The organism is Hydrogeniiclostridium mannosilyticum, assembly GCF_003268275.1.
Lineage (GTDB): Bacteria > Bacillota > Clostridia > Oscillospirales > Acutalibacteraceae > Hydrogeniiclostridium > Hydrogeniiclostridium mannosilyticum.
Genome location: NZ_QLYR01000005.1, coordinates 136,635 through 162,053 on the forward strand (window position 1 = coordinate 136,635; position 25,419 = coordinate 162,053).

The following is a 25,419-nucleotide window of genomic DNA, read 5'->3' on the forward strand; positions in this document are numbered from 1 at the left end:
CCTTTCTGATTCGTTACATAATCATATCCGGATTCATATCGATAAAGATACTCACACCTGTGTTGCGCCGATCTGCCAGAAAATTTTTCAATAGCTGGTCGACCATTGAACGAAACCGCACGCTGTTACGGCATTTGATAATTAATTTATAGCGGTATTTTTGATTGACTTTAAAGACAGAAGCCTGCGTCGGCTGCAATACCCGCAGAGGCTGATCAGAAAACGTCCCTTTCATAGCCGCAGCCAGCGCCGCTAAAAAAACGTGGGCTCCTTTTTCTACTTTACTGGCGCTTACCCCGACAAAGCCCACCAGGCAAATATCGGAAAAAGGCGGGTATAGCATGGTCTGTCGGAGCAGGATCTCATTTTCATAAAAATGGTCGTAATTCTGCTGTGCGGCCAAATGAATAATGGCATTTTCAGGTGTAAAGGTTTGAATAATAGCCGTCCCTTTGTAACGCCCTCTGCCCGAACGGCCGACAACCTGAGTAAGCAGCGAAAAGGTCCGTTCGTAGCTCCTATAATCATCGGAATAAAGCTCCTGGTCCGCAGACAGTACGCCCACCAAGGTAACATTCTCAAAATCCAAGCCTTTTGCTACCATTTGAGTACCGATCATGAGGTCGTATTCCTTTCTCGAAAAGGCGCCCAGTTTGGTTTCATAATCGGTTTTAGACATCGTGGTATCTGCATCCAGCCTTAAAATACGCGCAGCTGGAAAAAGCTCCTGAATTTGCTCCTCGGCGCGCTGCGTCCCCGCACCAGCATATTTTACTTTGTTGGAGTGGCACTGCGGGCACTCCGTTTGAAAAGGCGCGGAATAACCGCAGTAATGGCACATCAGGCGCTTATTAGCGGCATGATAGGTCATTGAGATGCTGCAGTTAGGGCATGTGACTACATATCCGCAGCTGCGGCAGGAAACAAAAGTATGGTAACCGCGACGGTTGAGCAGGATGATAGACTGCCTGCGAGCCGCGAGGTTTTCATGCAGCGCCTGGTAAAGCGTACGGCTGACAGCGGTTGTGTTGCCGGTTTCAACCTCGTTATTCATATCTACAATTTTGACATCCGGCAGCTCGGCTTGTCCATATCTTGTCGAAAGACGGTTCAGCTGATATTTATTGTGTAGGGCATTGTAAAATGACTCAACAGAGGGGGTTGCTGATGCCAAAACCAGCAGTGCTTTATGGTAGGAACAGCGGAACTTAGCAATATCACGCGCATGGTAACGCGGTGCGGATTCCGATTTATAGGTACCCTCCTGTTCCTCATCCATAATGATTAAGCCAATATTATCCAGAGGCGCAAAAACAGCAGATCTTGTGCCGACAGCAATGGTCGCTTCTCCCCGCCGTACCCGCTTCCACTCATCCAGGCGTTCAGCAAGCGTCAGCCCGCTGTGGAAAACCGCTACATTCTTGCCGTACCGGCAGTGAAACAGAAAAACCATCTGGGGCGTAAGCGAGATCTCAGGGACCATTACAATGACGCCGTCCCCCTCCGCCTGTACCTGGTCGATCAGCCGAAGAAAAACCGAGGTTTTTCCGCTTCCCGTAACACCATAGAGCAAAGAAACAGCACCGGCCCGTTCCCGATAAAGACTGTACATCCGGTCAAATGCCGTCTGCTGCTCCTGAGAAAGGACAATTTTTTGCTCCTGACGTAGCGACTCCGCATTTACATAGGGATTACGGTCTATCTCTTCCTCATACAGCTCTAAAACACCCTTGGCGGCCAACGTATTTACTACTGCCGGTGTTGTGCCGGAGAAGTAGCAGACCTCTTTGACGGAGGCAGGGCCGCTTTCACTCAGCAGGTCGTAAACGGCTTGTTGCTTCACCGTCAGTTTGCATACCGGGCCCTCCTCTTTTAAGCGGGCCATTCTTTGCGTAGCATCGCCTATTTGGCGAACCGTAGTATTCTGCCGCTTTAAATACCCCTTTTGCGCCAGCTCCTCCAAGATGAGCGATTGTTCAGGCAAAGCCAGCGCTTTCAGAATGGCCTCCTTATCCTGTGCCTTTTTCCGGCCCATTAAATAGGCAACCACTTTTTTTTCTTCAGCTGTAAGCGCGCCGAGGTCACAATTGCCAGGAGTGGCATGAAAAGAAAAACGGACAGTCAGCTTTAAATTAATACCGGTCGGCAGCAATAAGCCGATAGCGTCAAAATAGGTGCAGAAATACCGCTGCTTCATCCATGAGACAAGGGCTATCCCTTCATCTGAAAGAAGCGGTGCTTTATCCAGCACCGCAGCAATCGACTTAATGGGAGCTGTTGGTTCGACCGTTTCGCAGGCCATTACCATACCGATTCGTTCCGTATTCGCTGTTCCAAACGGAACTTTTACACGGCAGCCAATCAGATTTCGCCCTAAAAGCTGGTCAGGGACCAAATAGTCAAATGGTTTGTCGAAATGATATACTGTATTTTTGACGGCCACCTTTGCTACAGTAACCATTCGTGTACCCCGGGTTTATTGCAGGTCATCCGTCGAGGCGGAATCTTCATTTGTACAAACAACCAGCTTATATGGATAAGTCATAAATTCTCGAACAGCGAGATCAACCGGCTTTTCCTGGTAGATCTGGCCCGAATTTTCCATTTCAGAGGTAATTTCACGCGCTCTTTTTGCAACGGCAACAACAAGTGCGTAACGGCTGACAGAGGCGTCAATTTTCAAATCTGCAGATGGCTTCAGCATGGTGATATCATCCTTTCAATCAAATCCTGATTTCTAGTGGTTTTGCGTTTTTCAGCATGGATAATTTCAGCTACTGCCTGGACGGCATCCGCTAAATCATCATTGATAACAACATAATCATAATCGGCGGCCTTTTGAATCTCATCTTTTGCGGCGGCGAGTCTCTTTTGTATGGCCTCCTCGCTTTCCGTACCGCGCTTTCTCAGGCGATGCTCTAAAACTTCGAGAGAAGGCGGCAGAATAAAGATTCCCACACAGTCAGGCCTTTTTCTCATCACCTGAGCCCCGCCTTGAATTTCGATCTCCAGAATTACATCATTCCCCATTTCGTTCCATTTTTGAATGGGCGCCAGGGGTGTTCCATAAAAATTTCCGCAATACTGAGCGTATTCAAGCACCTGATCTTTTGTGATGAGTTCCTGAAAGGAGGCTTCAGATAAAAAGTGATAATGAGTACCGTCTATTTCGCCTGGGCGCGGCATTCTTGTAGTGGCGGAAACCGAAAGACGAAGGTTTGGGTCGCTCTCCAACAGTTTTTGCAGAACCGTATCCTTTCCCGCGCCGGAAGGGCCGGAAAAAACAATCAGCAAACCATCATTCGTCATCTTCTTCCAGCTCCTCATCTTCCAGGTCGTCATCCCGCTCATTCAAGCGGTTAGCCACCGTCTCCGGCTGAACGGCAGAAAGGATGACATGGTCGCTGTCCGTTACAATAACGGCACGCGTGCGGCGTCCATAGGTCGCATCGATTAGTGAGCCACGCTCCTTGGCGTCCTGAATAATCCGCTTAATCGGAGCGGATTCAGGACTTACGATAGCCACCAAACGGTTGGCGGAAACCATGTTGCCAAAACCAATATTGATCAGTTTCATTTCTTTCTCCTTCTTGCTACATCTATCTTTGGTTTACTCAATATTTTGGATTTGTTCCCGGATCTTTTCAAGCTCCGCCTTCATGTCCACCACCATATGGGCAACAGCGGCATCTTGGGCCTTTGAACCGATAGTATTAGTTTCGCGGTTCATCTCCTGCACAATAAAGTCCAATTTTCTTCCTACAGCTTCATCAGCCTCAAGAAAGGAACAAAACTGCTCATAATGGCTGCGCAGGCGAACAGTTTCCTCTGCTACAGCCACCTTATCCGCAAAGATGGCTGCTTCAGTCAAAACCCGCTGCTGCTCAATTTGTGTGTCGGCCAACACTTCTTTCAAATGGATCAGTAATTTCTCGCGGTACTCGGCCACTGTCTGTGGAGAGCGGTCCTCTATTTGCGCAACGATCTGCATAATCGCCTGTGCACGCTGCAGCACATCCGCCTTCATGCGTTTTCCCTCTTCCCTGCGCATTTCAAGGAATGGGCGCAAAGCTTTTTCCAGCGCTACCGAGACAGCCGCCCAAACAATATCCTCATCCTCCGGTGACTTATGAATCATGAAAATATCAGGATAACGGGCAAGCGTACTAACGGTGACATCGTCTTGCAGGCCGTAGCTGCCAGCAAGCTCCCGCAGAGCTTTTACATAGCCTGAAGCAAGGGAATGGTTCAACTCTATTTTTGTTTCGGGGTCCTCCAACGCATCGATGGAGAGGAAAACATCTACCTTTCCCCTGGAAATATATTCCTTTAAATAAGCCTTGACCTTGTCATCCAAAAAGCTGTAGCTCCTGGTGATGCGAGAGGAATACTCAAAATAGCGGTGGTTCACTGAACGGATTTCCGCGATAATATGATAGCCGTTGACAGCGTTCTCATATCTTCCAAAGCCAGTCATGCTTCGAACCAAGGGTATCATCTCATTTTCTGTTTAATAATGGATTCCAAAATGAATCCATATCAAATATATTAACAGCTTTGCAGTGGCATTGTCAACCAAAACCGGCATTTCCAAGCATAAAAAGAAAAAGCAGGCGGCAGCTTACTGCTTCCTGCTCCATTCTTTTATGCGTTCATTTCAAAGCTTCAAGCACAGCTCCGTCAGACCGGATGAATCTGCTTTTCGGCGTCGCCATGTTTGCCGTCAATGCCATATTTTGCATCTCTGCGCTTTTTAAAGAAGTCAAGCGCCACCTTGGGGAATTGTGCATAGGAGAGAACGTCCTCCTCTTGCTCAATCCACTCGGCACATTCCTTTTTAAGGGATTCCAGCTCAGGCTCCAGTAAATCGGCAGGACGGCAGGTAATAATCTCCTCGCCGCCATTGATTTTTTTGGCAAACTCCGGATCGATCGGCACAGGCGTCGTACCATATTTACCGGAAACCAGCCCCTTAAATTCATTTGTGCACATCTTGTAGCGTTCGCCATTGATAACGTTAAACACAGCCTGGGTGCCCACAATCTGAGACGTTGGCGTAACCAATGGTGGGTACCCGGAGTCCTGACGAACCCGCGGAACCTCCTGTAGAACCTCTTCGAGTTTATCAGCCTTACCAGCTTGCTTCAGCTGCGAAAGCAGATTGCTGAGCATGCCGCCCGGTACCTGGTAGACCAACGCTTTAGTGTTGGTTGCCAGCATGCTTTGGTCAAGCAGCCCGCTGTCAATATATTTCTTGCGCAGCGTCATAAAGTATTCTCTGATTTCATTGAGCAGAACCAAATCAAGGCCTGTGTCATACTCTGTTCCCTTCAGAGCTGCGACAATAGACTCCGTCGGGGCATGGGAAGTTCCCAGCGCGAGCGGCGACATAGCGGTGTCAACGACATCGACACCAGCCTCGATGCCCTTGAGCAGGCACATGGAGGCTAAGCCGGAGGTATAGTGGGTATGGAGCTGAATCGGAATAGACACAGCTTCCTTTAAAGCCTTTACAAGGTTATATGTCTCATAAGGGGTAAGCAGAGCCGCCATATCCTTGATGCAGATGGAATCTGCACCCGTCTCTTCGATTCTCTTTGCGTAATCCACATAGTACTCGTTGGTAAAGACCGGACCGGTGGTATAAGAAATGGCAACCTGTACATGGGCCTTTTCCTTCTTTGCGGCCTTGATTGCTGTATTCAGGTTTTTAATATCGTTCAGCGCATCAAAAATACGGATAATATCAATGCCGTTGGCAACAGAACGCTGAACGAAATATTCGACAACATCGTCTGCATAATGGCGGTACCCCAGCATGTTTTGGCCGCGGAACAGCATTTGCAGCTTAGTGTTGGGGCACTTTTCACGAATAACCCGCAGGCGGTCCCACGGATCCTCGTTCAGAAACCGAAGGCAGGCATCAAAGGTAGCCCCGCCCCAGCATTCCAATGAGTGAAACCCGACCTTGTCCATTTTATCCAAAATAGGAAGCATGTCATCAATCGGCATGCGTGTGGCAATCAACGACTGATGGGCATCGCGCAGAACGGTTTCCGTAATCCCAATTTTTTTAGCCAATTTTCCTCTCTCCTTCTATCAATTTCATCGATGTTAATCCGCTATGCTTACTGGAGAGATACCAAGCCTGTACCGGAATCAACGCTGTCTCCTTTATTGACATGCACCGCGGCAACCGTAGCATCATGCGGCGCCATAATTTCGTTTTCCATCTTCATGGCTTCCAGTACAACGAGCACATCGCCCTTTTTGACGGCCTGGCCGGCGCTGACGTTGACAGAAACAATGGTACCGGGCATCGGGCAGGAAACAACCTCCGCACCGGCGGCAGGAGCTGCTGCAGCCTTCTTCTCAGGAGCCGGCGCGGGCGCGGCGGGAGCAGCCGCAGCCGGAGCAGCAGGGGCCGCCGCTACAGCGGGAGCGGCAGGAGCGCTTGCACCTGTTTCTTCTACTTGAACATCATAGGTTGTGCCATTTACAGTAATTTTAAGATTTTTCATAAGAAAATCCCCCTAATTTATTTTCAGCAAAATCACAGACTGAATTTATAATTGGATGTTTCCATGCTTCTTGGGCAGAGTCGTAACCCGCTTGCTGGAAAGCATTGCCAGGTTGGCAATCAGGCGGCTTCTAGTCTCCTCCGGCTGAATGACATCCTCAATGGCACCCTGAGCAGCGGCTTTAAGCGCGTTAGCCTCTTGTGCGGTGTAATCGGCAATAAGTTTTTTACGGGCCTCCACCGGGTTTTCGGCGCCCTTCAGGGCTTCGCTCTCCAGGAATAAAGCGGCGGCAGCCGGGGCCATTGCAGAAACAACAGCATCCGACCAAGCCATGGTGTAATCGGCATTCGCTCCACGCCCGGCCAATGCGATGTATACCGGACCATAAGCGCTGCCCGTAATAACTGTAATTTTAGCAGTGGTCGCCTCCGCATAAGAGGTACTGAGCTTCACCGCCTCACGCAAAGAAGCAAATTCAGAGGCGTTAACAAAGCTAACCACCGGAATGGAGAACGCATCGCAGAAGCGGACAAACCTCGCGCCCTTGGAGCAGGACGCGCTGTCAAGAACACCGTTAAAGCCCACCAAGCCCACTGTCGCACCGGACACCTGAGCAAGCGCTACCATGGCGGCTGTACCGTACGACGGGTAAAGCTCCCAGTAACCGCCCTCATCCGCTACCGCTCCAAAGACAGCTGCCATGTCGTCTGCAGCGCCCATTGCGGCGGGTACTACCGGAGCGGATAGATCTGCCACAGGAACGCCGCTCAGATTATTGGACGGCAATAAAGAGATCAGATCCCGTGCCATTGCCAAAGCTTCCGATTCATTTTCTACCGCCAGGCTGCAAATGCCTGCCTTGGAAGCACATTCCACCGAAGCCTCGCTGCCATCGGTATGAATCGTCAGCTCCGCCTTTTTATCCATAATGAGAAAATCGGCAGCAGAGGCCACCATCGCCAGCGTGCCGACGCAGGGGCCCAGTATTACCGAAATCTGCGGAACAACACCGGATAAGTTGTTGCTGTCTCTTAAAATATCTCCGTATGCCGCCAGGATATCGGCTCCTTCCGCCAGCTTTCCGCCGGCAGAATCATAGATGCCGATCACCGGCGCACCCGTCTTTACCGCAAGAGCGTAAATCTTTTTGATCTTATTCGCCTGCGCCTTACTCATGGCGCCGCCACAAACATCGCTGTTTTGTGAAAATGCGTAAACGGGGCAATCATCAATCATGCCGTATCCCGTGACAACTTCGGCAAAACCGTCACCCGACCGTGCAAGACCGTCAATTTCATTAAAAGTTCCCTCGTCCAGCAAATCCACGATTCGACGATAGCCTTTTGTTGCCTGTATTTCGCTACGGGATTCCGCGCTGACGTTACCCATGTGAATACCTCCTTATATGTTTGAATCCATTCAATTAAAAATCACCGAAATCAGAGTTTATTATAATATATTCTAAATGCAAAGACAAGCATTATTCAAAAAAAGGCATCAATCTTTACATATTTTTACGATTCTGGAAGCCTCTATGACCATTTGCCCATCTTTTTCTTGAAAACCGCGCTGTCTCAGAAGCTCTTTGATCTCAGGAACCCGGCTGGCTGCATATGCGGCGCCGTGGTTGACCCCGTAGGAAACCGCCGCACGCATGAGGGCATCGACGGCCCAGTTATGTTCCGCTGTAACCGTTGAAGCATCGCCGGCAAAGAACTGCATGGATAGGATGCTGACAATACCTTCAGAACAGGAGACGGTTTCAAAACCAATGTCCTCCGTTCCGTCTCGAAGCCAGAGAACCTCATCTTCTTCTGCGATCAGTGGATGCTTTTTTTGAAAAGCTGCTCTTTCTTCCCCTTTGAGCGGCAGTATTGTGACCATGCCTTCCGTCCTCCCTTTCTACGGTTTTTATTGAACGCTTGTCCTTTTGCGCCTCTGCCTTCAGCGCCCTTACTTCCTCGGCAGTCAAGCTCCGCCACTGGCCCGGCTGCAGCATTCCCAGACGGACAGACCCGACAGCCGTCCGTTTCAGCCTTGCGACCTCAAGGCCGACCAGCTCGCAGACCCTGCGGATTTCCCGGTTGCGCCCCTCATAAAGCGTGTACTCCAGCACGGCACGGCCCTGTTCCTGGCTCAACACCCGGACCTTAGCCGGCGCGGTCATTCTGCCGTCCAGTAGAACGCCGACCGTCATCTGTGTCAGCTGATCCTCCGTAATTCCCGGCCGGACCGTAACACGGTAAACCTTCGGCACATGATGGGCTGGATGCATCAAAGCATTGGCAAAGGCGCCGTCATTTGTCATCAGCAGCAATCCCTCTGAATCACGGTCAAGCCTGCCAACAGGATAGACTCTTTCCGGGATGTCCTGTACCAGCTCCGCAACACAGCGGCGGTTCATTTCATCACTCATTGTCGTGACGATGCCGCGTGGCTTGTGCAGCATAAGGTAAACGTGATCGGTTGTGTATTTTACCAATTCCCCATGTACGGTGACCCTGTCTTTTTTAGGGTTCACCTTTTGCCCAAGCTCCGCCGGGTGGCCGTTGACAGAAACCACGCCCTCCGTGATCAGCTCTTCCGCTTTCCGGCGGGAGGCTACTCCGCATTCCGCCAGCATTTTTTGTAACCGCATTTCTTTTTCCATTTTATTCATCCTTTTTATCTCAGCGGATGGCTCACGCCTCCGCTGCACTTCATCTATGCTTATTTTATAACAAGCTTTTAAAATAGTCCACGATTTTCTCCCACAAACTTTTTTCATGGAGTACGGGGGTCAAGCTGGATGCGGCGATCAGGTCGGTTGTTGCAACTACTTCTCCTTTTAAACGGTATGTAATCTGTCCGACACGGGCACCGTCCTTGACCGGAGCGTAGAAAAAGCGCGGCAATTCAACCGTACGGGTAAGCGCGGCGGCATCCTCCCTGGTCAAGCTCAGTGTATTCCCCTGGGCGCCTTTTACCGTTAGCGTTTGCTCCACCGCGCCAACAGCCGGTATTGCAAAGGTACAGCCGGAGTCATCCAGCGCAACGCTTTCCAAAATACTGAAGCCATAGTTAAACATCGTCTGATGGTCATTCCAGTCATCCGGGGCGTTCAGGGTGACCGCTACCAGGCGTATCCCGTCCCGCTCGGCGGCAGAAACCAGGCAGCGCCCCGATTTTTTTGTAAAGCCTGTCTTCACGCCGATGCAGCCCTCATACATGGATAAAAGCCGGTTATGATTGCTGAAACGTCTGCTTTGCTCGGGCGATATGTAAGGGATTGTATACTTCTTTTCCTTTACAATCTCCGCAAAATCAGGATTTGCCAGCGCTATAGTAGCCAGCAGCGCCATATCGTAAGCTGTTGAATAATGCGCCTCGTCATCCAGGCCGGAAGGGGTTACAAAATGGGTATCATTCATGCCGATATCCTTTGCCCGCCGGTTCATTTTCTCAGCAAAATCTTCTTTGGAGCCACTGATGGCAATTGCAACGGAATTTGCCGCGTCATTGCCGGAAACAACCAGCATCCCGGCAGCCAGCGATGTGAGAGACAGCTGGTCCCCCGCCTGCAGCCCCATAGAAGACCCTTCCACGCGGACCATCTCATCAGTAATTGTTACACAGCGGTCATCCAGCGCCGCTGTTTCCAACGCTATCAAAGCTGTCATAATCTTTGTCGTACTGGCCATTGGAAGGCGTTCCTTCTCATTTTTGGCGTACAGAACCGCTCCTGTGTCCGCGTTGATTAAAATAGCTGATTTCGCCGACACGGAAGGCAACTTCTCTTCGGCATGCGCAACAGCTGGAAAAGAAGCGAATAGAGCTGTAAACAGAAGAATTAGCGCTGTAAATTTTTGAACCATTCTACTTAACAAAACAACCACCTGCCCGCTCTAAGCTTATGCAGGTGGTTGTATAAATAGTCTGGTTTAAAGGAATAAACTTATAGCTGAGGGTCCTTCAGCGTAACGGATTCAGCCTCTGCCGGTTCATCCTTGTTGTCCTTTTTTTTACTGAATAATCCGCTTATGGTATCGACCACTTCCGGAACCATTCCGACAATCCGGTCCGCGGAGCTGTTATAAGGGTCTATCTGCAACAGCTTGACATTGCCGTTGCAAATTGTAATAAAAGCTACGGGGTTAATGGAGACTCCCGCACCGGCGCCGCCGCCGAAAAAGGTTTTCTCCGCTTGTGTCTTGGTAGGAAAATCAGATCCCCCCGAAGCAAAACCATAGCTGATTTTAGAGACCGGAATGATAACAGTCCCATCGGGCGAGGTGATCGGATCCCCGATAATGGTGTTAATATCCACCATTTGCTTTATCTTCTCAAGAGTCGTACCCATTAAGCCTTCAATTGGATGGTCGCTCATCAAATAACACCCCTTACTTTTTACTTTCATTATTAAAAAACAGCCGTGGAATCTCCAGGCGTTTTTATGTCTTTAAAATTTTGACACCCTGTATCAATGTGGACAGGCCAATCCACATAAGAAAAACAAGCCGGATACGCGCCCTGCTCTGCAAGCAAATCTCCGTCTTCTTCTCGTTAAAATCCGGAAAAATATGCGCCTCATATCTTTTACACCTGGCTGCCTGCACTAAAATGCTCACAGCAGGATAGGCGGCTGCGCACACCCTTCCATAGGTAACCGCCGTCTCGGCGGCATCTTCGCCGGCCACCCGAACAGAAAGGAAAAAGCGTCCGATAATCAAATGAGAAAAAAGCCTTTTGGCACTGCTTGCCGCCAGCCTTGAGAGCCCGCCCAACAGGCTCAGCAGCCCGGACAGCCCCCTTCCCTTTAGTAATTCCTTGAGCTTTCCGGATTTATCCTCCGGTTCCTTCTCTTTTTTTTCAGGCGGCGTTGTCTTTTGCCGCTTCTTTTTTTGTTCTTGAGGGGGAAAAACACGATAATTGATAAAAAGATACCGTATTGTCAATAGAAGCTGGTCAGTAAACACGATCTCCACATGAACAAAAGATATCAGCAACAAGGTTATGACTGCCAGAATCATGCCTAAAACAATAATAACAGTCATAAAACCCCTCCTGCCTTTTAATCCTGACTGTGCTCGCCTCTCTCTGTGTCGCTATCGCTCTCCGGTAGACGCGGCAGCTCATCAAGAGAGGAAAGCCCCATGCAGCGCAAAAAATCCGGTGTTGTTCCATATAAAAGCGGGCGTCCCGGCAGCTCAAGCCTTCCTTTTTCCTCCAGCAACCCCTTTGCTGTCAGACTGCCGATGACCCCAGAGCAGTCAACGCCACGTACCTGATCCACAAAGGCTTTTGTAACAGGCTGATTGTAGGCGACTATGGCCAAAACCTCCATACCAGCCTGTGAAAGCGGTGTATTTCTCCGCAAATCCAAAGCCTGCCGAATCAGCTCAGCGTATTCATGATTGGTACACATTTGGTAATTGTTTCCCAGGCGAACAATGCGCAGGCCGCCGTCATCAACATTAAATTGATCCATAGCGCTTTGTGCCAGCTTTTCAGCCGTAGCTTTATCCAGCTCCAGAACCTGGGCAATGCGATCCAGTGAAACCGGGTCGCCGCTTGAGAATAAAATGGCCTCTATGGCTCCACGGATTTTTCTGATCTCCACCTATGCTGCCCCCCATCCGTCAACTCGATCACATCACGGCCGTCATCGCTTTTTTCAACCCGAACCCGCTTACCCTTTATCAATTCAAGTATGGCAAGAAAGGTCGCTACTAAATCGGACTTGTCCTTTTTTTCTTCAAACAGCGCCTGATAAGGCAATTCCTGATTTCGGCGCAGGCGCCGCAAAATAGCAACAATCCGCGAGGCTACCGAGACAATCCGGTGGCTTACAATGCCGGAAAACGCCTCCGGTGCAGGCGGGAGCTTACGCTTTTTTTTACCTAACGCTGCCCGGTAAGCCTCCAGCAGCTCCATTGGGTCATGAAAGCGGCGATAGGTTTGATCCGCCTCAATCTGTTCGGGCGGGCGGACAAAAGCATTAAATGTAAAACGGTTTTCTAGCTCCGCGGCAAGCTTTTTACAATCCTGATACTCCATTAGCTCGCCTTCCAGCTCTTTACGCAGCTGTTCAGCCTCTTCGTGCTTTGGCAATAAAAACATGGTCTTCATATAAACAAGACGGGAGGCCATCTCCAGAAATTCACTGGAAATATCCATATCTTGCTCCTGCATGCTGTGGATATGATCCATATACTGATCCAAGAGCTCCGTTATGGAAATGTCGCAAATATTGACCTTATTCTTGCTCAGCAAAAACAGCAAAAGATCCAGCGGCCCTTCAAACTCTGAGAGCTTATAGGATAGCTTTTCCATAGAGATTTCTCCCTATTTATAGAAAAGCCATAAAAGGCAGGCGGGCCAGCCAATAAATCCCATTCCCCACTATGCTTCTAAGAAAATAGAGCGGGGTGTCCAATACACCTAGCAGCAGTAAAAAAAACAAGGCCATGGTGATATAATTTTGATATTGATAATATTTATAGGCCGCGCGGTCGGACAAAAATGCAGACACAATTCTCGAGCCGTCCAGCGGGGGAATTGGCAGCAGATTAAAGACCGCAAGCATAACATTAATAGAAACGAAATATTCGAAGAAAATTAAAAGCGCCTGAATAAACGAAGCGTTGAGTGAACCCAAGGTGAGCAGGACAACATTGAGCAACAGGGCCCCAACCAAGGCTGCCAGCAGGTTGCTGACTGGGCCGGCCAGCGCAGTAAAGGCCATGTCGCGTTTTGGCTTCTTAAAATTAGAGGGGTTAATCGGAACAGGGCGCGCCCAGCCGATACCAAAAAGAAGGATCATCAGCGAGCCCATTGGGTCCAGGCTGGCCATGGGGTTTAATGTGAGGCGCCCCTGATTTTTCGCCGTACGGTCCCCCAACTTATAAGCGATTAGTCCATGTGCAAACTCATGAAGAGGCAAAACCAGAAAAATAATAACAAAAACAGCCAGCAGCTGCATAATCAGGCTTGCGATATCAAGTCCTTGCCCCGCAAAGAGAGAGCGAAACGCGTATATCAGCATAAAACGAGCACCTTTCCTCATTTTTTATAAAAGTAATGGTTAAAATATTATAGTACATTCCCCATTAAAATACAAGTTCAGAAGTATGACGAAAAGATTAATTCGGCTTACAGATAAAAAAAACTTGCATTTATGGGATAAGTCTGCTAGAATATAAACGTTGCAATTATTGAAAAATCAGCCTTTTAAAGGAGGTGCAGATACATGGCAAAGTGTGATATTTGCGGCAAGGAGATTGTTTTTGGCATTAGAGTTTCGCATTCTCATAGGCGTTCTAACAGAGCTTGGAAGCCCAATGTTAAACGTGTGAAAGCGATTGTTAACGGGAGTCCGAAGCGTATTTATGCCTGCACCCGTTGCCTTCGTTCCGGTAAGGTTACCAGGGCTGTCTAATAAAGGTCAAAATTTAAGATTTTGATAAAAACAAGCTGGTTTTTCCGGCTTGTTTTTTATTTTCTTAAAAAGTATTGCCAGCCTTCCCTATCTTCATTCCCAGCATAAATATTTATAAACACAAGGACCACCGTACTCTGGCGGCGGTCCTGAACTCTGTTATATTTTTATTTTCTTTTCCCGTTTCAGTGCTTTATTGGCGAAATAAATCGTGCAGCTCATCCTGGCAAATCAGCTTGATGTTGTTCCTCGTCAGCACTTCAATGGCCTTTTCGTTATCTTCAACCCGGAAGATCATATACGCCAAATCCTTCTGCCTGGCGGTAAAGGCATAGGTGTACTCCAGATTAATTCCATTTTCACCAAGGATATGAAGAATATCATACAGTCCGCCGGCGTGGTCGGAAATAGCTGCTGCCAGCACCGGAGTGATAGAAAAAATATAACCTGCATCCTTCAGGAGGCATGCCGTTTGGTAAGAGTCGTCTACAATAATACGCAGGATGCCGAAATCTGGGGTTTCAGCAATAGAAAGCGCCCTCATATCTATGCCGTTTTCCCGCAGGACCTTTGTAAATTCGGCCAGGCGCCCGGCACGGTTTTCTAGAAATACGGAAATCTGCTTAACTGTCATGCTCTCTTCCCCCTAAATTATTTAGTAAAGATTGCGCTTATCAATAACGCGGACAGCCTTCCCCTCGCTTCTGGTAATGCTCTTTGGCGCAACAAGCTGAACCTTTGCGTAGATGCCCAGCATAGCCTTCATGGACTCCACCAGCTCTTTTTCACGGTTGGCAACCTGTTTGACCGTGTCGGAGAACATCTCCGGGGTCATTTCCACCTGGACATCCAGCTGGTCACTGTTATTTTCACGGCTGACAACAATTTGATAATTCGCCGGGTACCCCTTATTGAGCAGAACCGTTTCTATCTGGGACGGGAATACATTAACGCCCTTGACAATCAGCATGTCGTCGCTGCGGCCCATTGGTTTGGACATTTTTACATGCGTCCTGCCGCAGGAGCACTTTTTACGGTTTAACACACAGATGTCGCGTGTCCGGTAACGCAGCAACGGGAAGGCTTCCTTTGTGATGCAGGTGAAAACAAGCTCGCCCTTCTCCCCTTCCGGCAAAACCTCTCCGGTCACCGGGTCGATGATTTCGGCAATGAAGTGATCCTCGTTGACATGCATCCCGGTTTGTTCGCTGCATTCGAAGGAAACACCGGGACCTGATATCTCTGTCAAACCATAAATATCATAGGCCTTAATATGCAGCTTGTTCTGAATATCCTGGCGCATCTCCTCACTCCAGGCCTCCGCACCGAAAATACCGGCCTTCAGTTTAATTTGATCCTGAAGCCCGCGTTCACAGATGGTTTCACCCAGATAAGCGGCGTAGGAAGGGGTACAGCACAGAATGGTGGAGCCCAGATCGCACATGAACTGGATCTGGCGGTCGGTGTTTCCGGAAGACATTGGCAGCGTCAGGGAGCCCACCTTATGTGACCCGCCGTGCAGGCCCGCTCCGCCGGTAAAAAGTCCATACCCATAGGAAACGTGCACAACATCATCCCTTGTGCCTCCTGCTGCCACAATTGCGCGCGCGCAGCAATCCTCCCACAGATCAAGGTCATGTTGGGTATAAAAGGCGACGACCCTGCGCCCGGTTGTTCCGCTGGTAGACTGAATGCGCACTGCATCCTGCTGGGGAACGGCAAGCAGCCCGAACGGGTATGCTTCCCGCAGGTCATCCTTGGTCAAAAACGGCAGCTTGTGCAGATCCGCTACAGAACGGATGTCTCCCGGCTGAACCCCCTTCTCATCCATGAGCCTTTTGTAATACGGCACATGTGCATAAACATGCTCAACAGTTTTGACAAGCCGTTCGCTCTGCCAAGACTTAATCTGATCCTGTGAGGCGCATTCGATTTCTGGTTGATAATAGTTCTGCATGATAAAACCCTTTCCTTAATCTGATTTTCGCTTTTCCCTCTATGTTCACGTTACAATGATTTTATGAATGCCAAAAGAATTTGCCTAAAATTTAAGCATATTATATCACATCGGATTAGGAAACGTAAATAAAAAATTCATCTTTTATCACTTTTGCCGGGTTATTCTGCTATTTTAGATATTGCGCATAAAATAGGCCCCCACTATGCCGGGGGCCTATTTTAATATCAGGCAAATGGGTTTTCGTCCCTGTACAGCATGCTTTTAGGTTGATTAAAATCCACTTCTGGAATCCCCAGATAATCAAACAGCGTATACAACGCCCTGCCGACATGACCGAAGGCCACGGCGCCATGGTGCGGGTAACGCTTTGAAATAAGCACATGCCGGTAGAAACGCCCCATTTCAGGAATGGCGAATACTCCGATGCCGCCAAAGGAACGGGTCGCCACAGGAAGAACCTCACCCTGCGCGATATACGCCCGCAAAGCTCCCTCCGCGGTGGATTGCAGGCGGAAAAACGTAATGTCGCCTGAAGCGATGTCGCCCTCCAGTGTGCCGCGGGTGAAATCCGGTTCACCGCCATTTTCAAGCAGACGGTTTTGAATCAGCTGGAATTTAATGGCGCCCTCTCTCAGACAGCACAGCGGGGTATTTCCACAATGGAAAGCCATAAAGGTATCCTTCAGGGTGTAGTTGAACTTCCCTTCGATTTCCTGGCGGAACAGGTCGGCGGGCACGGAGTTGTTAATATCCAGCAGGGTTACCGGGCTCCCGGTAATGCAAGTTCCAATATATTCGCTGAGTGCGCCGTAAATATCCACCTCACAGGCAACGGGAATCCCTTTCGCTGCGAGACGGCTGTTTACATAGCAGGGCTCAAAGCCAAATTCTTTCGGGAAAGCCGGCCAGCACTTATCGGCAAATACCACATACTGACGGGCGCCCCTATTCTCCTCCGCCCAATCCAGCAATGTGAGCTCAAATTGCGCCATACGCGGCAATAGGCTGGGGTATTGATTGCCTTTATGGCCCAATTCCGCAGCCATATCCGCTACAACATCGGGAATGCGTTCATCCCCGGCGTGCGCCTTATAGGCCACCAGCAGATCCAGCTCGGAATTTTCCTGGATTTCAACCCCGAGCTCATACAGGCCCTTGATCGGCGCATTACAGGCGAAGAAATCCTGGGGACGCGGGCCGAAAGTGATGATTTTCAGGGAGGACAAGCCAATGATCGCACGCGCTACCGGGACAAAATCGTCGAGCATATCGCAAATTTCTTCCGGTGTCCCCACGGGGTATTCCGGGATGACTGCCTTCAGCTTCCGCAGGCCGAGGTTATACGAACAGTTCAGCATGCCGCAGTAGGCATCGCCGCGTCCGTTAATTAAATCGTCTCCGCTTTCTTCCGCAGCGGCTGCATAAAGCACGGGGCCTGAGAAATATTTTGCAATCAGGGTTTCCGGTGTTTCCGGTCCAAAATTACCTAGAAAAACCAACAGCGCATTACAGCCTGCCGCCTTGACATCCTCGATGGCCCTCATGGCATCTTTTTCGTTTTCAACGGTGATTTTACACTCATAAATCTGCCGGCCGCGGGACGCGTACGCCTCAACAACCGCCTGGCGGCGGCGTTCTGACAGGGAGATAACGAAGCAGTCCCGAGAAACGGCGATAACCCCTAGTTTTACGTCAGGAATGTTTTTCATGATATATAGCTCCTTATCCATTAAATTTTAATATTTTCACCATAGAGGCCTACGAACGCGCCTTGCTTTGCCTCATCGGAATCCGGATGAGCGACGAGCCATTTATTACAGGCCCAAAGCAGGCGATCCTCCTCATTTTGCACCTCGATCTCAGGCTTAACGGTATTTGTCCCGTGTGGCAGCAGTACTGCCACACGGAATCCGGACTTTCCGGCTGCCGTGCAGGGCGCATAATGCAACGTCGTTTCATAAAACTGCACCGCAGTCCCCGCCGGCACAGAAAAGGCTTCTACCTCTGCGGTATCGAGTTTTCCCCCTTTAAGCTTTTGCAGGGGCGCTACCAACAAGATCACATCGTCCGCAGCAATATTCAGCTCACTGTCCCGGTGGTACTCCAGACAGTTCAACAGATGGTTATTGCCGTTGCAATAACCAAGTTGGGCCGGCATGCCGCCGTAAAAGCGCTGAGACAGCTCCCGAAAAACCGCGAGGCTTTCCAAGGCCGCATCTCCGGGAACATAAACGGTTCCTTCTGAGGGCTGTTCCCCTGTTTTTTTCAGCACGGAAAGAAGTTCCGTGAAATCATAACCCGTTACGATTTTGCCATATTGTGAAAATGCTGGATCAAAAACGGATTGAATGTTCATCACTGCTCGACCTCCTCAAAGCTTCGATAATTTATAAAAATTTTCCTTTAATGCTGGATATAAGGAACGGTACAACTGGTAAAACGGTTCATATTGCCTGCTTTTTTCGGCATCCGGCTGCTGGGGCGGGTTGGTCCGAATCACACGGCGGCAGGCTTCCTCAACTGATGGATAAACACCCGCACCGACTCCTGCCAGGATTGCCACGCCCAGGGCCGGACCCTCGCTGGAAACCGTCGTCTGAACCGGACAGCCATATACGTCGGCGAGCATCTGGCGCCAAAAAGCGCTGCGGCTGCCGCCGCCGCAAGCCAGCATTTGATTAGGTGCGACCCCCATCCCGCGCAGAACATCCAGACAATCCCGCTGAGAATAGACGACGCCCTCCATCACTGCTCGAAGCATATCGTATTTGCTGTGGATCGCCGAGAGGCCGAAAAAGACGCCCCGGCTGTTCTCATCCAGCAAAGGTGAGCGCTCGCCCATTAGATAGGGCAGGTACAACAGCCTGTTCGCGCCAAGAGGTACCCGCGCCGCCTGCTGGTCCATCAGCATATACGGGTCTACACCCATGCCCTGCGCGGTATAGATCTCTTCACGGAAAAATTGATCCCGCAGCCATTTAAGTGACAGCCCCGCAGCCAAAGTGCAGCTCATTACTGTCCATGCCCCCGGAACCGCTGCGCAAAAAGTATGTACACGCCCCTGCGGGTCAATAGTTACCTGGTTGGAATGGGCGAAAATAACGCCGGAAGTCCCAATGGTTGTAAATGCTTTTCCTTCTTCCACCACACCGGTTCCAACGGCCGCGGCTGCATTGTCACCGGCGCCACCGGCCACAGGGATACCGGCAGCCAGGCCAGTCAGCTTCGCGGCAGCTTTTGTGACCGTGCCGGTAACAGCACAGGATTCATAAACCGGCGCCAAGAGATCGGGGTCGATCTCCAGGCTTTTCAGGAGCTCTTCGCTCCAGCAGCGTTTAGGAATGTCCATCAGGTTCATGCCGGAGGCATCCGACACATCGGTAGCAAAAACACCTGTCAGCTGGTAACGGATGTAATCCTTAGGAAGCAGAATATGACGGCACCGGGCATAAAGCTCCGGTTCATGTTTTCTCACCCACAGAATTTTAGATGCGGTAAAGCCCGTTAAAGCCGGGTTAGCGGTAATTTGAATCAACCGATCCCTGCCCACGCGCTCCGTAATCTCCCGGCATTCTTCCCCGGTACGCCCGTCACACCACAAAATACTTTTGCGTAAAACATTTCCCTCTTGGTCCAGCATAACCAAACCGTGCATCTGCCCTGAAATGCCGATGCCCGCAATGGCCTCCACAGCCACCCCGCTTTTTACTATAACTGCTTGGAGCGTCGAGACAACTGCATTCCACCAATCCGCCGGATCCTGCTCAGCCCACCCGTTTTGCGGCTGGTAAAGCGGATACTCCTGTGTGGCGGAAGCGATAGCCTCACCGTTTTCATTAAACAGGACCGTTTTGGTTCCCGATGTTCCCAAATCAATACCAATCAAATAATTCACAACATCCCACCTCTATGTGCCCAAAATATCAGTCTTATAAAAATGCTTCTTTAATCAAAGTTAACTCTAGTTTATCTGCCCCCACCCTGCTTGTCAATAAAAATATTGTCCTTTTCAAATTAAAACAAATTCTTTCTTGTTGACTATAGCCTATAATTTCTCTATAATAACAACAGATTTCGTGACGATTATTTGCGGCTTTTGCAGCATGATTAATTTAGGATAGAGGTGGCTTGTATATGGCTGTCAAAAAATTGCGGGTTGGCCTGATTGGACTGGGTGCGCGCGGCTCCTCTCTGCTGGAATCCGTCTTGCTGCCGATGGAGGATGTGGAAATTACTGCCGTCTGCGACGTTTATGAGGACCGCACAGCCTCTGCGACAGCTCTTCTGGAAAAGGCTGGAAAACATGCCCCGTCTGCTCTGCAAAGCGCAGACCAGCTGCTGCGGATGCCTGCTCTGGACGCCGTGGTCATCTGTAGTTCATGGGAAACCCATATTCCGCTTACCATTAGCGCTATGAAGGCGGGGGTACCGGTTGCCTGTGAGGTCGGCGGCGCATATAGCGTGGAGGACTGCTGGCAGTTGGTTCGCGCACAGGAACAAAGCGGTACCCCTTTTATGTTCCTTGAAAACTGCTGTTTTGGCCGTAACGAACTGATGGTTCTAAACATGGCCCGCCAGGGACTTTTCGGCGAGATTGTCCACTGTCAGGGCGGCTACCGCCACGACCTGCGGGAAGAGGTAGCCAATGGCTGGAAAAACCGCCATTACCGGCTCGACAATTACCTGCGCCGCAATTGTGAGAATTATCCGACCCATGAGCTTGGCCCCATTGCACAGGTGTTGAATATAAACCGTGGCAACCGTATGCTGGCACTAGTTTCGGTTGCTTCAAAGGCAGTCGGCTTAGAAGCATATTTAGAGCAGAAAGGCCTTTCTCTTCTGCCGGGCGGAAAGCCGCGTTTTGCCCAGGGGGATGTTATTACAACCATTATTCGCTGCGCAGGCGGCGAAACCATCCAGCTGACGCTGGACACCACCTTGCCCCGCCCCTATTCCAGAGGATTTCATATTCAGGGAACGAAGGGGATGTATGAAGAAGATAACCGTTCCATTTTTCTGGACGGAACACATAATGCCTACGATTTTGACTGGAAGCCTCAGTGGAATAATATTGAAGGCTACCGGGCCCAATATGAGCATCCCATCTGGCAAAAATACCTGCACAAGGGTGTCCGCGGCACCCACGACGGTATGGATTGGCTGGAATTTCGCAGGTTTTTTGACTGTATAAAATACCGGGAGCAGCCGCCGCTGGACGTTTATGATGCCGCAAGCTGGATGTGCATCTCTGCGTTAAGTGAGGAATCCATCGCCGCCGGAGGAGCGCCGGTGTCTATCCCCGACTTTACCAGCGGCTATTGGATTACCCGCAGGCCAATTGAGCTGGACTCCGTACATTTTCTATGATAGGGGCGATATTGGGAGACATCGCGGGGTCTCGTTTCGAGTTCAGCAAGCCGGAAGGCTTTAACGCAAAAACGGTCAGCCTTTTTGCAGATAATTGCTTTTATACCGACGACAGCGTCATGACCATTGCCACAAAATATGCGGTTCTGAACAATACCTCATACCGGGTGGCCTATGCGGATTTCGGTAAAAAATACCCGTTGGCCGGTTATGGAACCATGTTCAAGCAATGGATTGAAGACTTTACACATCAACCCTACCACAGCTTTGGCAATGGCTCCGCCATGCGAGTTAGTTTTATTGGCGAATATTTTTCTACCATTGAGCGAGTCCGTGAGGAAGCGCGGAAAAGCGCAATGTGCACCCACAACCATCCAGAAGGCATAAAAGGCGCGGAGGCGACCGCGGCATGTGTTTACCTGGCAAAGCACGGCCATTCCAAGCGGCAGATCAAGCGCTATGTCGAAAGGAATTTTGGGTACCGGCTCAACCGCCCGCTTTTTTTAACCCGTCCCTTTTCAAAATTTGATATCACCTGTCAAGTCTCTGTGCCGCTGGCTATTCGGTGCTTTCTGGAGAGTGAATCCTGGGAGGACTGCATCCGCAATGTGTTCAGCATTACCTGCGATACCGACACAATCGGCTGCATCGCTGGCGGTATTGCGGAAGCCTTTTACCGGGGAACCGGGCAGAATGACAAGGAATTATTGATGAAATATCTAGCAAAGCCCGGAGCAAATGGAAAGCGACATCTGTTCCTCTATGAATGGGCCGTAAAAGAGTATTAGGAGGGAGCTTTATCACTATTATCACCTATCAGTCTACTCAGGTTTTAGATATCCTGCACTCAGGTAAGGTGTACCGTGCTTACCCGAGCCGTACGCTTAACTATGCCTACAGCAGTTTAATCGACATGCTCGGGCTTCACTGTCAAGCCCCTATTTTCGGTTACCTGAAATACCACCGCCACCTTGCCGACGGCCGCCTTTCCAGCAGCGTGCGGCTAACGCTGAAGGTCCCAAGGGAGCATGTGAAGCTGACTGAGTTTCAGACCTGGGCGGAGTTTATTTATTACAGCAAACTGACGAAGCCTTATGACTACACGCAGCTGAAGCCGGAGGCCTTGCAGGGAAACACCACCGAAATCAGCCAGAAAAAGCTGGACCACCTGATCCGTTCCCTCAAAAGGCAGAAAAGCCCCTGGGCTTATCGGTTCCCGCAGGCTGTGCTGGAGGAAATCCGCCCCGAATGGGTAGCTGATTATAAAATACTGCTGTCCTCCACCTAAAGAAGGTTAACGGCGGACTAAAGTGATAAATGGAGGAGTTTTATGAAAAAAGGAAGCGCATGGGCTTTGCTGCCTATTTTAGTCTTCCTAGCCGTTTTTATTGGAAGTGGGATTGTTTTTAACAGTTTTTATGCTATGCCTGCAATCGTCGGCTTTATGATTGCCCTCATTGTTGCCTTTCTGCAAAACCCCAAACGGAGGCTGTCTGAAAAGCTTGCCAGTGTTACAGAAAGCATGGGTAATGAAAATGTTATGGTGATGTGCCTTGTTTTTGTACTCGCCGGCGCCTTTTCCGGTTCCATCAAAGCTGCGGGCGGCGTTGACAGTACGGTAAACTTTGGGTTGTCCATTATGCCGCCGCAAATCGCCGTGGCGGGTCTGTTCATCATCGGATGCTTCATCTCCACGGCGATGGGCACCTCTGTCGGTACCATCGTAGCCCTGACCCCTATCGCCGGCGGGATCAGTGAAAAAACGGGTATTGCCGGCGCGCTCTGCATTGGCGCTGTTGTAAGCGGCGCGATGTTCGGCGATAACCTGTCCATGATCTCGGACACCACTATTGCCGCCACCCGTACGCAAAATTGCAATATGAAAGACAAATTCCGTGAAAATATCCGAATTGTCTTACCTGCGGCAATCATTACGCTGATTCTTTTTCTGTTTTTGGCTGGTGGAGATTATCAGGTAAAGGGAGGCTTGGACTATAATCTTTTTCATATTCTCCCCTATCTTGTTGTCTTGGTTGGCGCCCTTTCCGGACTGAATGTCTTTCTTGTTTTGGTCATCGGTACGATTTTAGCTATTATCAGCGGTGTCGCCACTGGAACCATTGCGCCTGCGGATATCTTTATGGTAATTGCCAAAGGCCCGGATGGTGAAAGCGGAATCATGAGCATGTACGACATTACCGTAATTTCCATTGTTGTCGCGGGGATCATCGGCCTTGTCAAGGCCAACGGCGGGCTTGACTTTATTATGTATTTTATCAAAAAGCATGTTCGCAGCGCCAAGGGTGCCCAATTCGGCATCGCCGCGCTGAGCTCACTGATGGATATTTCTACCGCTAACAATACCATTGCCATTGTCATGGCCGGCCCGATCGCCAAGAATATCTCAGACGAATACCGAATCCCGCCGCGGCGTACGGCGGCCCTGCTTGACATTTTTACCTCTGTTTGGCAAGGAGTTATTCCCTATGGCGCTCAGCTGCTCTACGCAAGCGCGGGAGCGGCAGCTGCTGGACTTGCGCTTACTCCGCTGGATTTTCTCCCCTATTTATTTTACCCTTTCCTAATGGGGATCAGCGCGCTTTTATTCATTGCCTTTAGCAAAGCGCCTCAATCTGATCAGCGCTTAAACCCTGCTGACAATCAAACGGAGGAATCAACGAAAAATGGCTGAATCATCCCTTCTTCAGGACATCCAAGCGATGGATTTTATCTCCGCCCACGAGCATATCAGCTCTCTAGCTTCTTTTGGCGCAGCGGACGACTTGTTTTTTCCAGCGGATGAAATCCCTCAGCTGGAGCCATGCCGGAGCACCTATCTAAACGACCTGCTTCTCTCCCCTTATTATGCAGGGCCGCTATTTGCCGCCGGCTATCAGCCTAGTGACGGCCCTCTTGGGCAAAAGAAGTCTTTCTTGCAATGGTTTGAGCGCATCCGGCCCTCACTGGCCCTTACGCAAAACATTGGTACTTATCGCACGCTGTCTATCGCATTCCGTTCACTTTATGGCTGTACACTGGAGGATGCCGCGTCGGCTTGGCGCTTGAATCAGCAAATCGAATCCAATTACAGCAATTACCCGGCCTGGTATCAAAGCGTTATGCAGAGATCCAACACGAAACGGATAATCAAACCGGTTCACCCACAATATTTTCGCAATGCAGCCGATGGATTTGAAACACCCTATGCAAAGCCCATTGCGCGTATTGATTCCCTGTTCGGCCTCATCCGTGACAGTGGACTGGACTTTACTTGCCTACAGCGCTCCATGGGACTCTTCCCCCAAAAATTGGATGACTGCGTAGAAGCGGTTGACCACTTTTACAGCTTGATACAAGACCGAGCCGTTGGTATTAAGCAGCTTCAAGCGTATCGCCGCCCGTTGTACACAACCACCCCTGCTTATTCAGAGGCCCGGCAGGCATTTCCCGAGGCAATCGCCCACGGCGGGGAAGCCGCCCGAGTGGTTCAGGACTATTTACACCGCTGTATTTTAGAAAAAGCTGAGCAGCTGTCTCTTCCTTATCAAATACATACCGGTATGACTAACCTAAAAAACAGCAGCCCGGCCGATTTGGAACCGCTTGTGCAGCAATATCCACATATCCGTTTTGTGCTGCTGCACTGCTACCCCTATTTATCAGAGGCAGTCTATCTGGCGCGCACCTACTCGAATTGCTTTATCGACACCTCTTGGCTTGCTATTCAGGGGGATCGCATTCTTGAAAACGCCTTGACACAGTACCTTTCCATGTTGCCATTAAATAAGATTACCCTATCTGTTGACGCCACTTCTCTGGAAGAATATTATGGCGGTGTGGATATTAGCAGGAAGCTCCTAGCCCGTGTGCTGGGAAAGGCTGTACAGAAAAAAGAGCTGACCGTCGCCGGTGCTGAATTAGCGGCGGAAAGTCTGCTTCACACCAATGCCGACTCTTTGTATTCCCTCTGATCAATCAGGCAACGCCGGTGCTTGTTGGGAAATTTTAAACAAAAAATAAAGATAGTGACACGTTTTCCTGTGTCTACTATCTTTATTTTTCGAAAGTTTTTGAAAACTGCCAGCTATGCCGGTGGAGGAATCCCGTAAAAAGAAGCTTTCGCTTCAAATAGAGAGATTATTGTTAAATGGATG

27 protein-coding genes are annotated in these 25,419 nt (G+C 49.9%); 6 read left to right on the forward strand and 21 right to left on the reverse strand.

Annotated elements, in window-relative coordinates; all coding sequences use genetic code 11:
- Window positions 1–13: 13 nt before the first annotated feature.
- The 16 genes from priA to DPQ25_RS09240 form a co-directional block, all read right to left on the reverse strand.
- A complete protein-coding gene (gene priA, locus DPQ25_RS09165) occupies window positions 14–2,461 on the reverse strand; it encodes a primosomal protein N' (protein ID WP_112332867.1) in 2,448 nt (815 codons plus the stop codon).
- A gap of 15 nt (window positions 2,462–2,476) precedes the next feature.
- The gene (gene rpoZ, locus DPQ25_RS09170) at window positions 2,477–2,704 is read right to left on the reverse strand and encodes a DNA-directed RNA polymerase subunit omega (RefSeq protein WP_112332868.1); all 228 of its coding nucleotides are present in this window, start codon (window positions 2,702–2,704) and stop codon (window positions 2,477–2,479) included.
- Window positions 2,698–3,309, reverse strand: a complete 612-nt coding sequence (gmk, locus tag DPQ25_RS09175) for a guanylate kinase (RefSeq protein WP_112332869.1) — start codon at window positions 3,307–3,309, stop codon at window positions 2,698–2,700. Before gmk ends, rpoZ begins: the two co-directional genes overlap by 7 nt.
- The gene (gene remA / locus DPQ25_RS09180; protein WP_112332870.1) at window positions 3,299–3,577 is read right to left on the reverse strand and encodes an extracellular matrix/biofilm regulator RemA; all 279 of its coding nucleotides are present in this window, start codon (window positions 3,575–3,577) and stop codon (window positions 3,299–3,301) included. Before remA ends, gmk begins: the two co-directional genes overlap by 11 nt.
- Window positions 3,578–3,610: 33 nt before the next feature.
- Window positions 3,611–4,489: a YicC/YloC family endoribonuclease gene (locus DPQ25_RS09185; RefSeq protein WP_112332871.1), complete on the reverse strand. Its 879-nt coding sequence runs from the start codon at window positions 4,487–4,489 to the stop codon at window positions 3,611–3,613.
- Window positions 4,490–4,680: 191 nt separating this feature from the next.
- Window positions 4,681–6,081 (reverse strand): oxaloacetate decarboxylase subunit alpha, encoded by a 1,401-nt coding sequence (locus tag DPQ25_RS09190; protein WP_112332872.1) that lies wholly within the window; start codon window positions 6,079–6,081, stop codon window positions 4,681–4,683.
- A gap of 47 nt (window positions 6,082–6,128) precedes the next feature.
- Window positions 6,129–6,521, reverse strand: a complete 393-nt coding sequence (locus tag DPQ25_RS09195) for a biotin/lipoyl-containing protein (RefSeq protein ID WP_112332873.1) — start codon at window positions 6,519–6,521, stop codon at window positions 6,129–6,131.
- 45 nt (window positions 6,522–6,566) lie between these two features.
- Window positions 6,567–7,910: a carboxyl transferase domain-containing protein gene (locus tag DPQ25_RS09200; RefSeq protein WP_112332874.1), complete on the reverse strand. Its 1,344-nt coding sequence runs from the start codon at window positions 7,908–7,910 to the stop codon at window positions 6,567–6,569.
- 108 nt (window positions 7,911–8,018) lie between these two features.
- Window positions 8,019–8,405 (reverse strand): hypothetical protein, encoded by a 387-nt coding sequence (locus DPQ25_RS14530; RefSeq protein ID WP_146740544.1) that lies wholly within the window; start codon window positions 8,403–8,405, stop codon window positions 8,019–8,021.
- Entirely contained in the window at window positions 8,326–9,171 is an 846-nt protein-coding gene (locus DPQ25_RS09210; protein WP_112332876.1) for a pseudouridine synthase, read from the reverse strand. Before DPQ25_RS09210 ends, DPQ25_RS14530 begins: the two co-directional genes overlap by 80 nt.
- Before the next feature lie 64 nt (window positions 9,172–9,235).
- Entirely contained in the window at window positions 9,236–10,375 is a 1,140-nt protein-coding gene (locus DPQ25_RS09215) for a D-alanyl-D-alanine carboxypeptidase family protein (RefSeq protein ID WP_112332877.1), read from the reverse strand.
- Window positions 10,376–10,455: 80 nt separating this feature from the next.
- Window positions 10,456–10,887, reverse strand: coding sequence for a GerW family sporulation protein (ytfJ, locus tag DPQ25_RS09220; protein WP_112332878.1), 432 nt, complete (start codon window positions 10,885–10,887; stop codon window positions 10,456–10,458).
- 64 nt (window positions 10,888–10,951) lie between these two features.
- A complete protein-coding gene (locus DPQ25_RS09225) occupies window positions 10,952–11,554 on the reverse strand; it encodes a DUF2953 domain-containing protein (RefSeq protein WP_112332879.1) in 603 nt (200 codons plus the stop codon).
- A 17-nt stretch (window positions 11,555–11,571) separates the two neighbouring features.
- Window positions 11,572–12,120, reverse strand: coding sequence for an SMC-Scp complex subunit ScpB (gene scpB, locus DPQ25_RS09230; protein ID WP_112332880.1), 549 nt, complete (start codon window positions 12,118–12,120; stop codon window positions 11,572–11,574).
- Complete coding sequence (locus DPQ25_RS09235; RefSeq protein WP_112332881.1) at window positions 12,090–12,833, reverse strand: segregation and condensation protein A; 744 nt, start codon at window positions 12,831–12,833, stop codon at window positions 12,090–12,092. Before DPQ25_RS09235 ends, scpB begins: the two co-directional genes overlap by 31 nt.
- Window positions 12,834–12,849: 16 nt before the next feature.
- A complete protein-coding gene (locus DPQ25_RS09240) occupies window positions 12,850–13,545 on the reverse strand; it encodes a site-2 protease family protein (RefSeq protein ID WP_112332882.1) in 696 nt (231 codons plus the stop codon).
- A gap of 204 nt (window positions 13,546–13,749) precedes the next feature.
- On the opposite strand from DPQ25_RS09240, the gene rpmB reads away from it, so the two are divergent.
- Window positions 13,750–13,938: a 50S ribosomal protein L28 gene (gene rpmB / locus DPQ25_RS09245; protein WP_112332883.1), complete on the forward strand. Its 189-nt coding sequence runs from the start codon at window positions 13,750–13,752 to the stop codon at window positions 13,936–13,938.
- 193 nt (window positions 13,939–14,131) lie between these two features.
- Here rpmB and DPQ25_RS09250 read toward each other — a convergent pair whose 3' ends face one another.
- The 5 genes from DPQ25_RS09250 to xylB all read right to left on the reverse strand — a co-directional run bounded on the left by DPQ25_RS09250 (window position 14,132) and on the right by xylB (window position 19,793).
- The gene (locus tag DPQ25_RS09250) at window positions 14,132–14,572 is read right to left on the reverse strand and encodes an ACT domain-containing protein (protein ID WP_112332884.1); all 441 of its coding nucleotides are present in this window, start codon (window positions 14,570–14,572) and stop codon (window positions 14,132–14,134) included.
- Window positions 14,573–14,593: 21 nt separating this feature from the next.
- On the reverse strand, window positions 14,594–15,895 hold the full coding sequence (locus tag DPQ25_RS09255) for a phenylacetate--CoA ligase family protein (protein WP_112332885.1): 1,302 nt from the start codon (window positions 15,893–15,895) through the stop codon (window positions 14,594–14,596).
- A gap of 227 nt (window positions 15,896–16,122) precedes the next feature.
- A complete protein-coding gene (locus tag DPQ25_RS09260) occupies window positions 16,123–17,607 on the reverse strand; it encodes an L-fucose/L-arabinose isomerase family protein (protein ID WP_207657304.1) in 1,485 nt (494 codons plus the stop codon).
- A 20-nt stretch (window positions 17,608–17,627) separates the two neighbouring features.
- Window positions 17,628–18,254, reverse strand: a complete 627-nt coding sequence (locus tag DPQ25_RS09265) for a DUF4867 family protein (protein ID WP_112332886.1) — start codon at window positions 18,252–18,254, stop codon at window positions 17,628–17,630.
- Window positions 18,255–18,269: 15 nt separating this feature from the next.
- A complete protein-coding gene (xylB, locus tag DPQ25_RS09270; protein ID WP_112332887.1) occupies window positions 18,270–19,793 on the reverse strand; it encodes a xylulokinase in 1,524 nt (507 codons plus the stop codon).
- Window positions 19,794–20,032: 239 nt separating this feature from the next.
- On the opposite strand from xylB, the gene DPQ25_RS09275 reads away from it, so the two are divergent.
- Genes DPQ25_RS09275 through DPQ25_RS09295 form a run of 5 tightly spaced genes read left to right on the forward strand, consistent with a single transcriptional unit; the run spans window position 20,033 to window position 25,236 of the window.
- Window positions 20,033–21,265 (forward strand): Gfo/Idh/MocA family protein, encoded by a 1,233-nt coding sequence (locus DPQ25_RS09275; RefSeq protein WP_112332888.1) that lies wholly within the window; start codon window positions 20,033–20,035, stop codon window positions 21,263–21,265.
- Window positions 21,266–21,276: 11 nt separating this feature from the next.
- Window positions 21,277–22,053, forward strand: coding sequence for an ADP-ribosylglycohydrolase family protein (locus tag DPQ25_RS09280; RefSeq protein WP_242978280.1), 777 nt, complete (start codon window positions 21,277–21,279; stop codon window positions 22,051–22,053).
- Window positions 22,032–22,553, forward strand: a complete 522-nt coding sequence (locus DPQ25_RS09285; protein WP_242978281.1) for a hypothetical protein — start codon at window positions 22,032–22,034, stop codon at window positions 22,551–22,553. The genes DPQ25_RS09280 and DPQ25_RS09285 overlap by 22 nt, the downstream gene beginning before the upstream one ends.
- Before the next feature lie 42 nt (window positions 22,554–22,595).
- A complete protein-coding gene (locus DPQ25_RS09290) occupies window positions 22,596–23,957 on the forward strand; it encodes a Na+/H+ antiporter NhaC family protein (protein ID WP_112332890.1) in 1,362 nt (453 codons plus the stop codon).
- Window positions 23,950–25,236, forward strand: a complete 1,287-nt coding sequence (locus DPQ25_RS09295) for an amidohydrolase family protein (RefSeq protein WP_112332891.1) — start codon at window positions 23,950–23,952, stop codon at window positions 25,234–25,236. Before DPQ25_RS09290 ends, DPQ25_RS09295 begins: the two co-directional genes overlap by 8 nt.
- The last annotated feature ends 183 nt before the right edge of the window (window positions 25,237–25,419 follow it).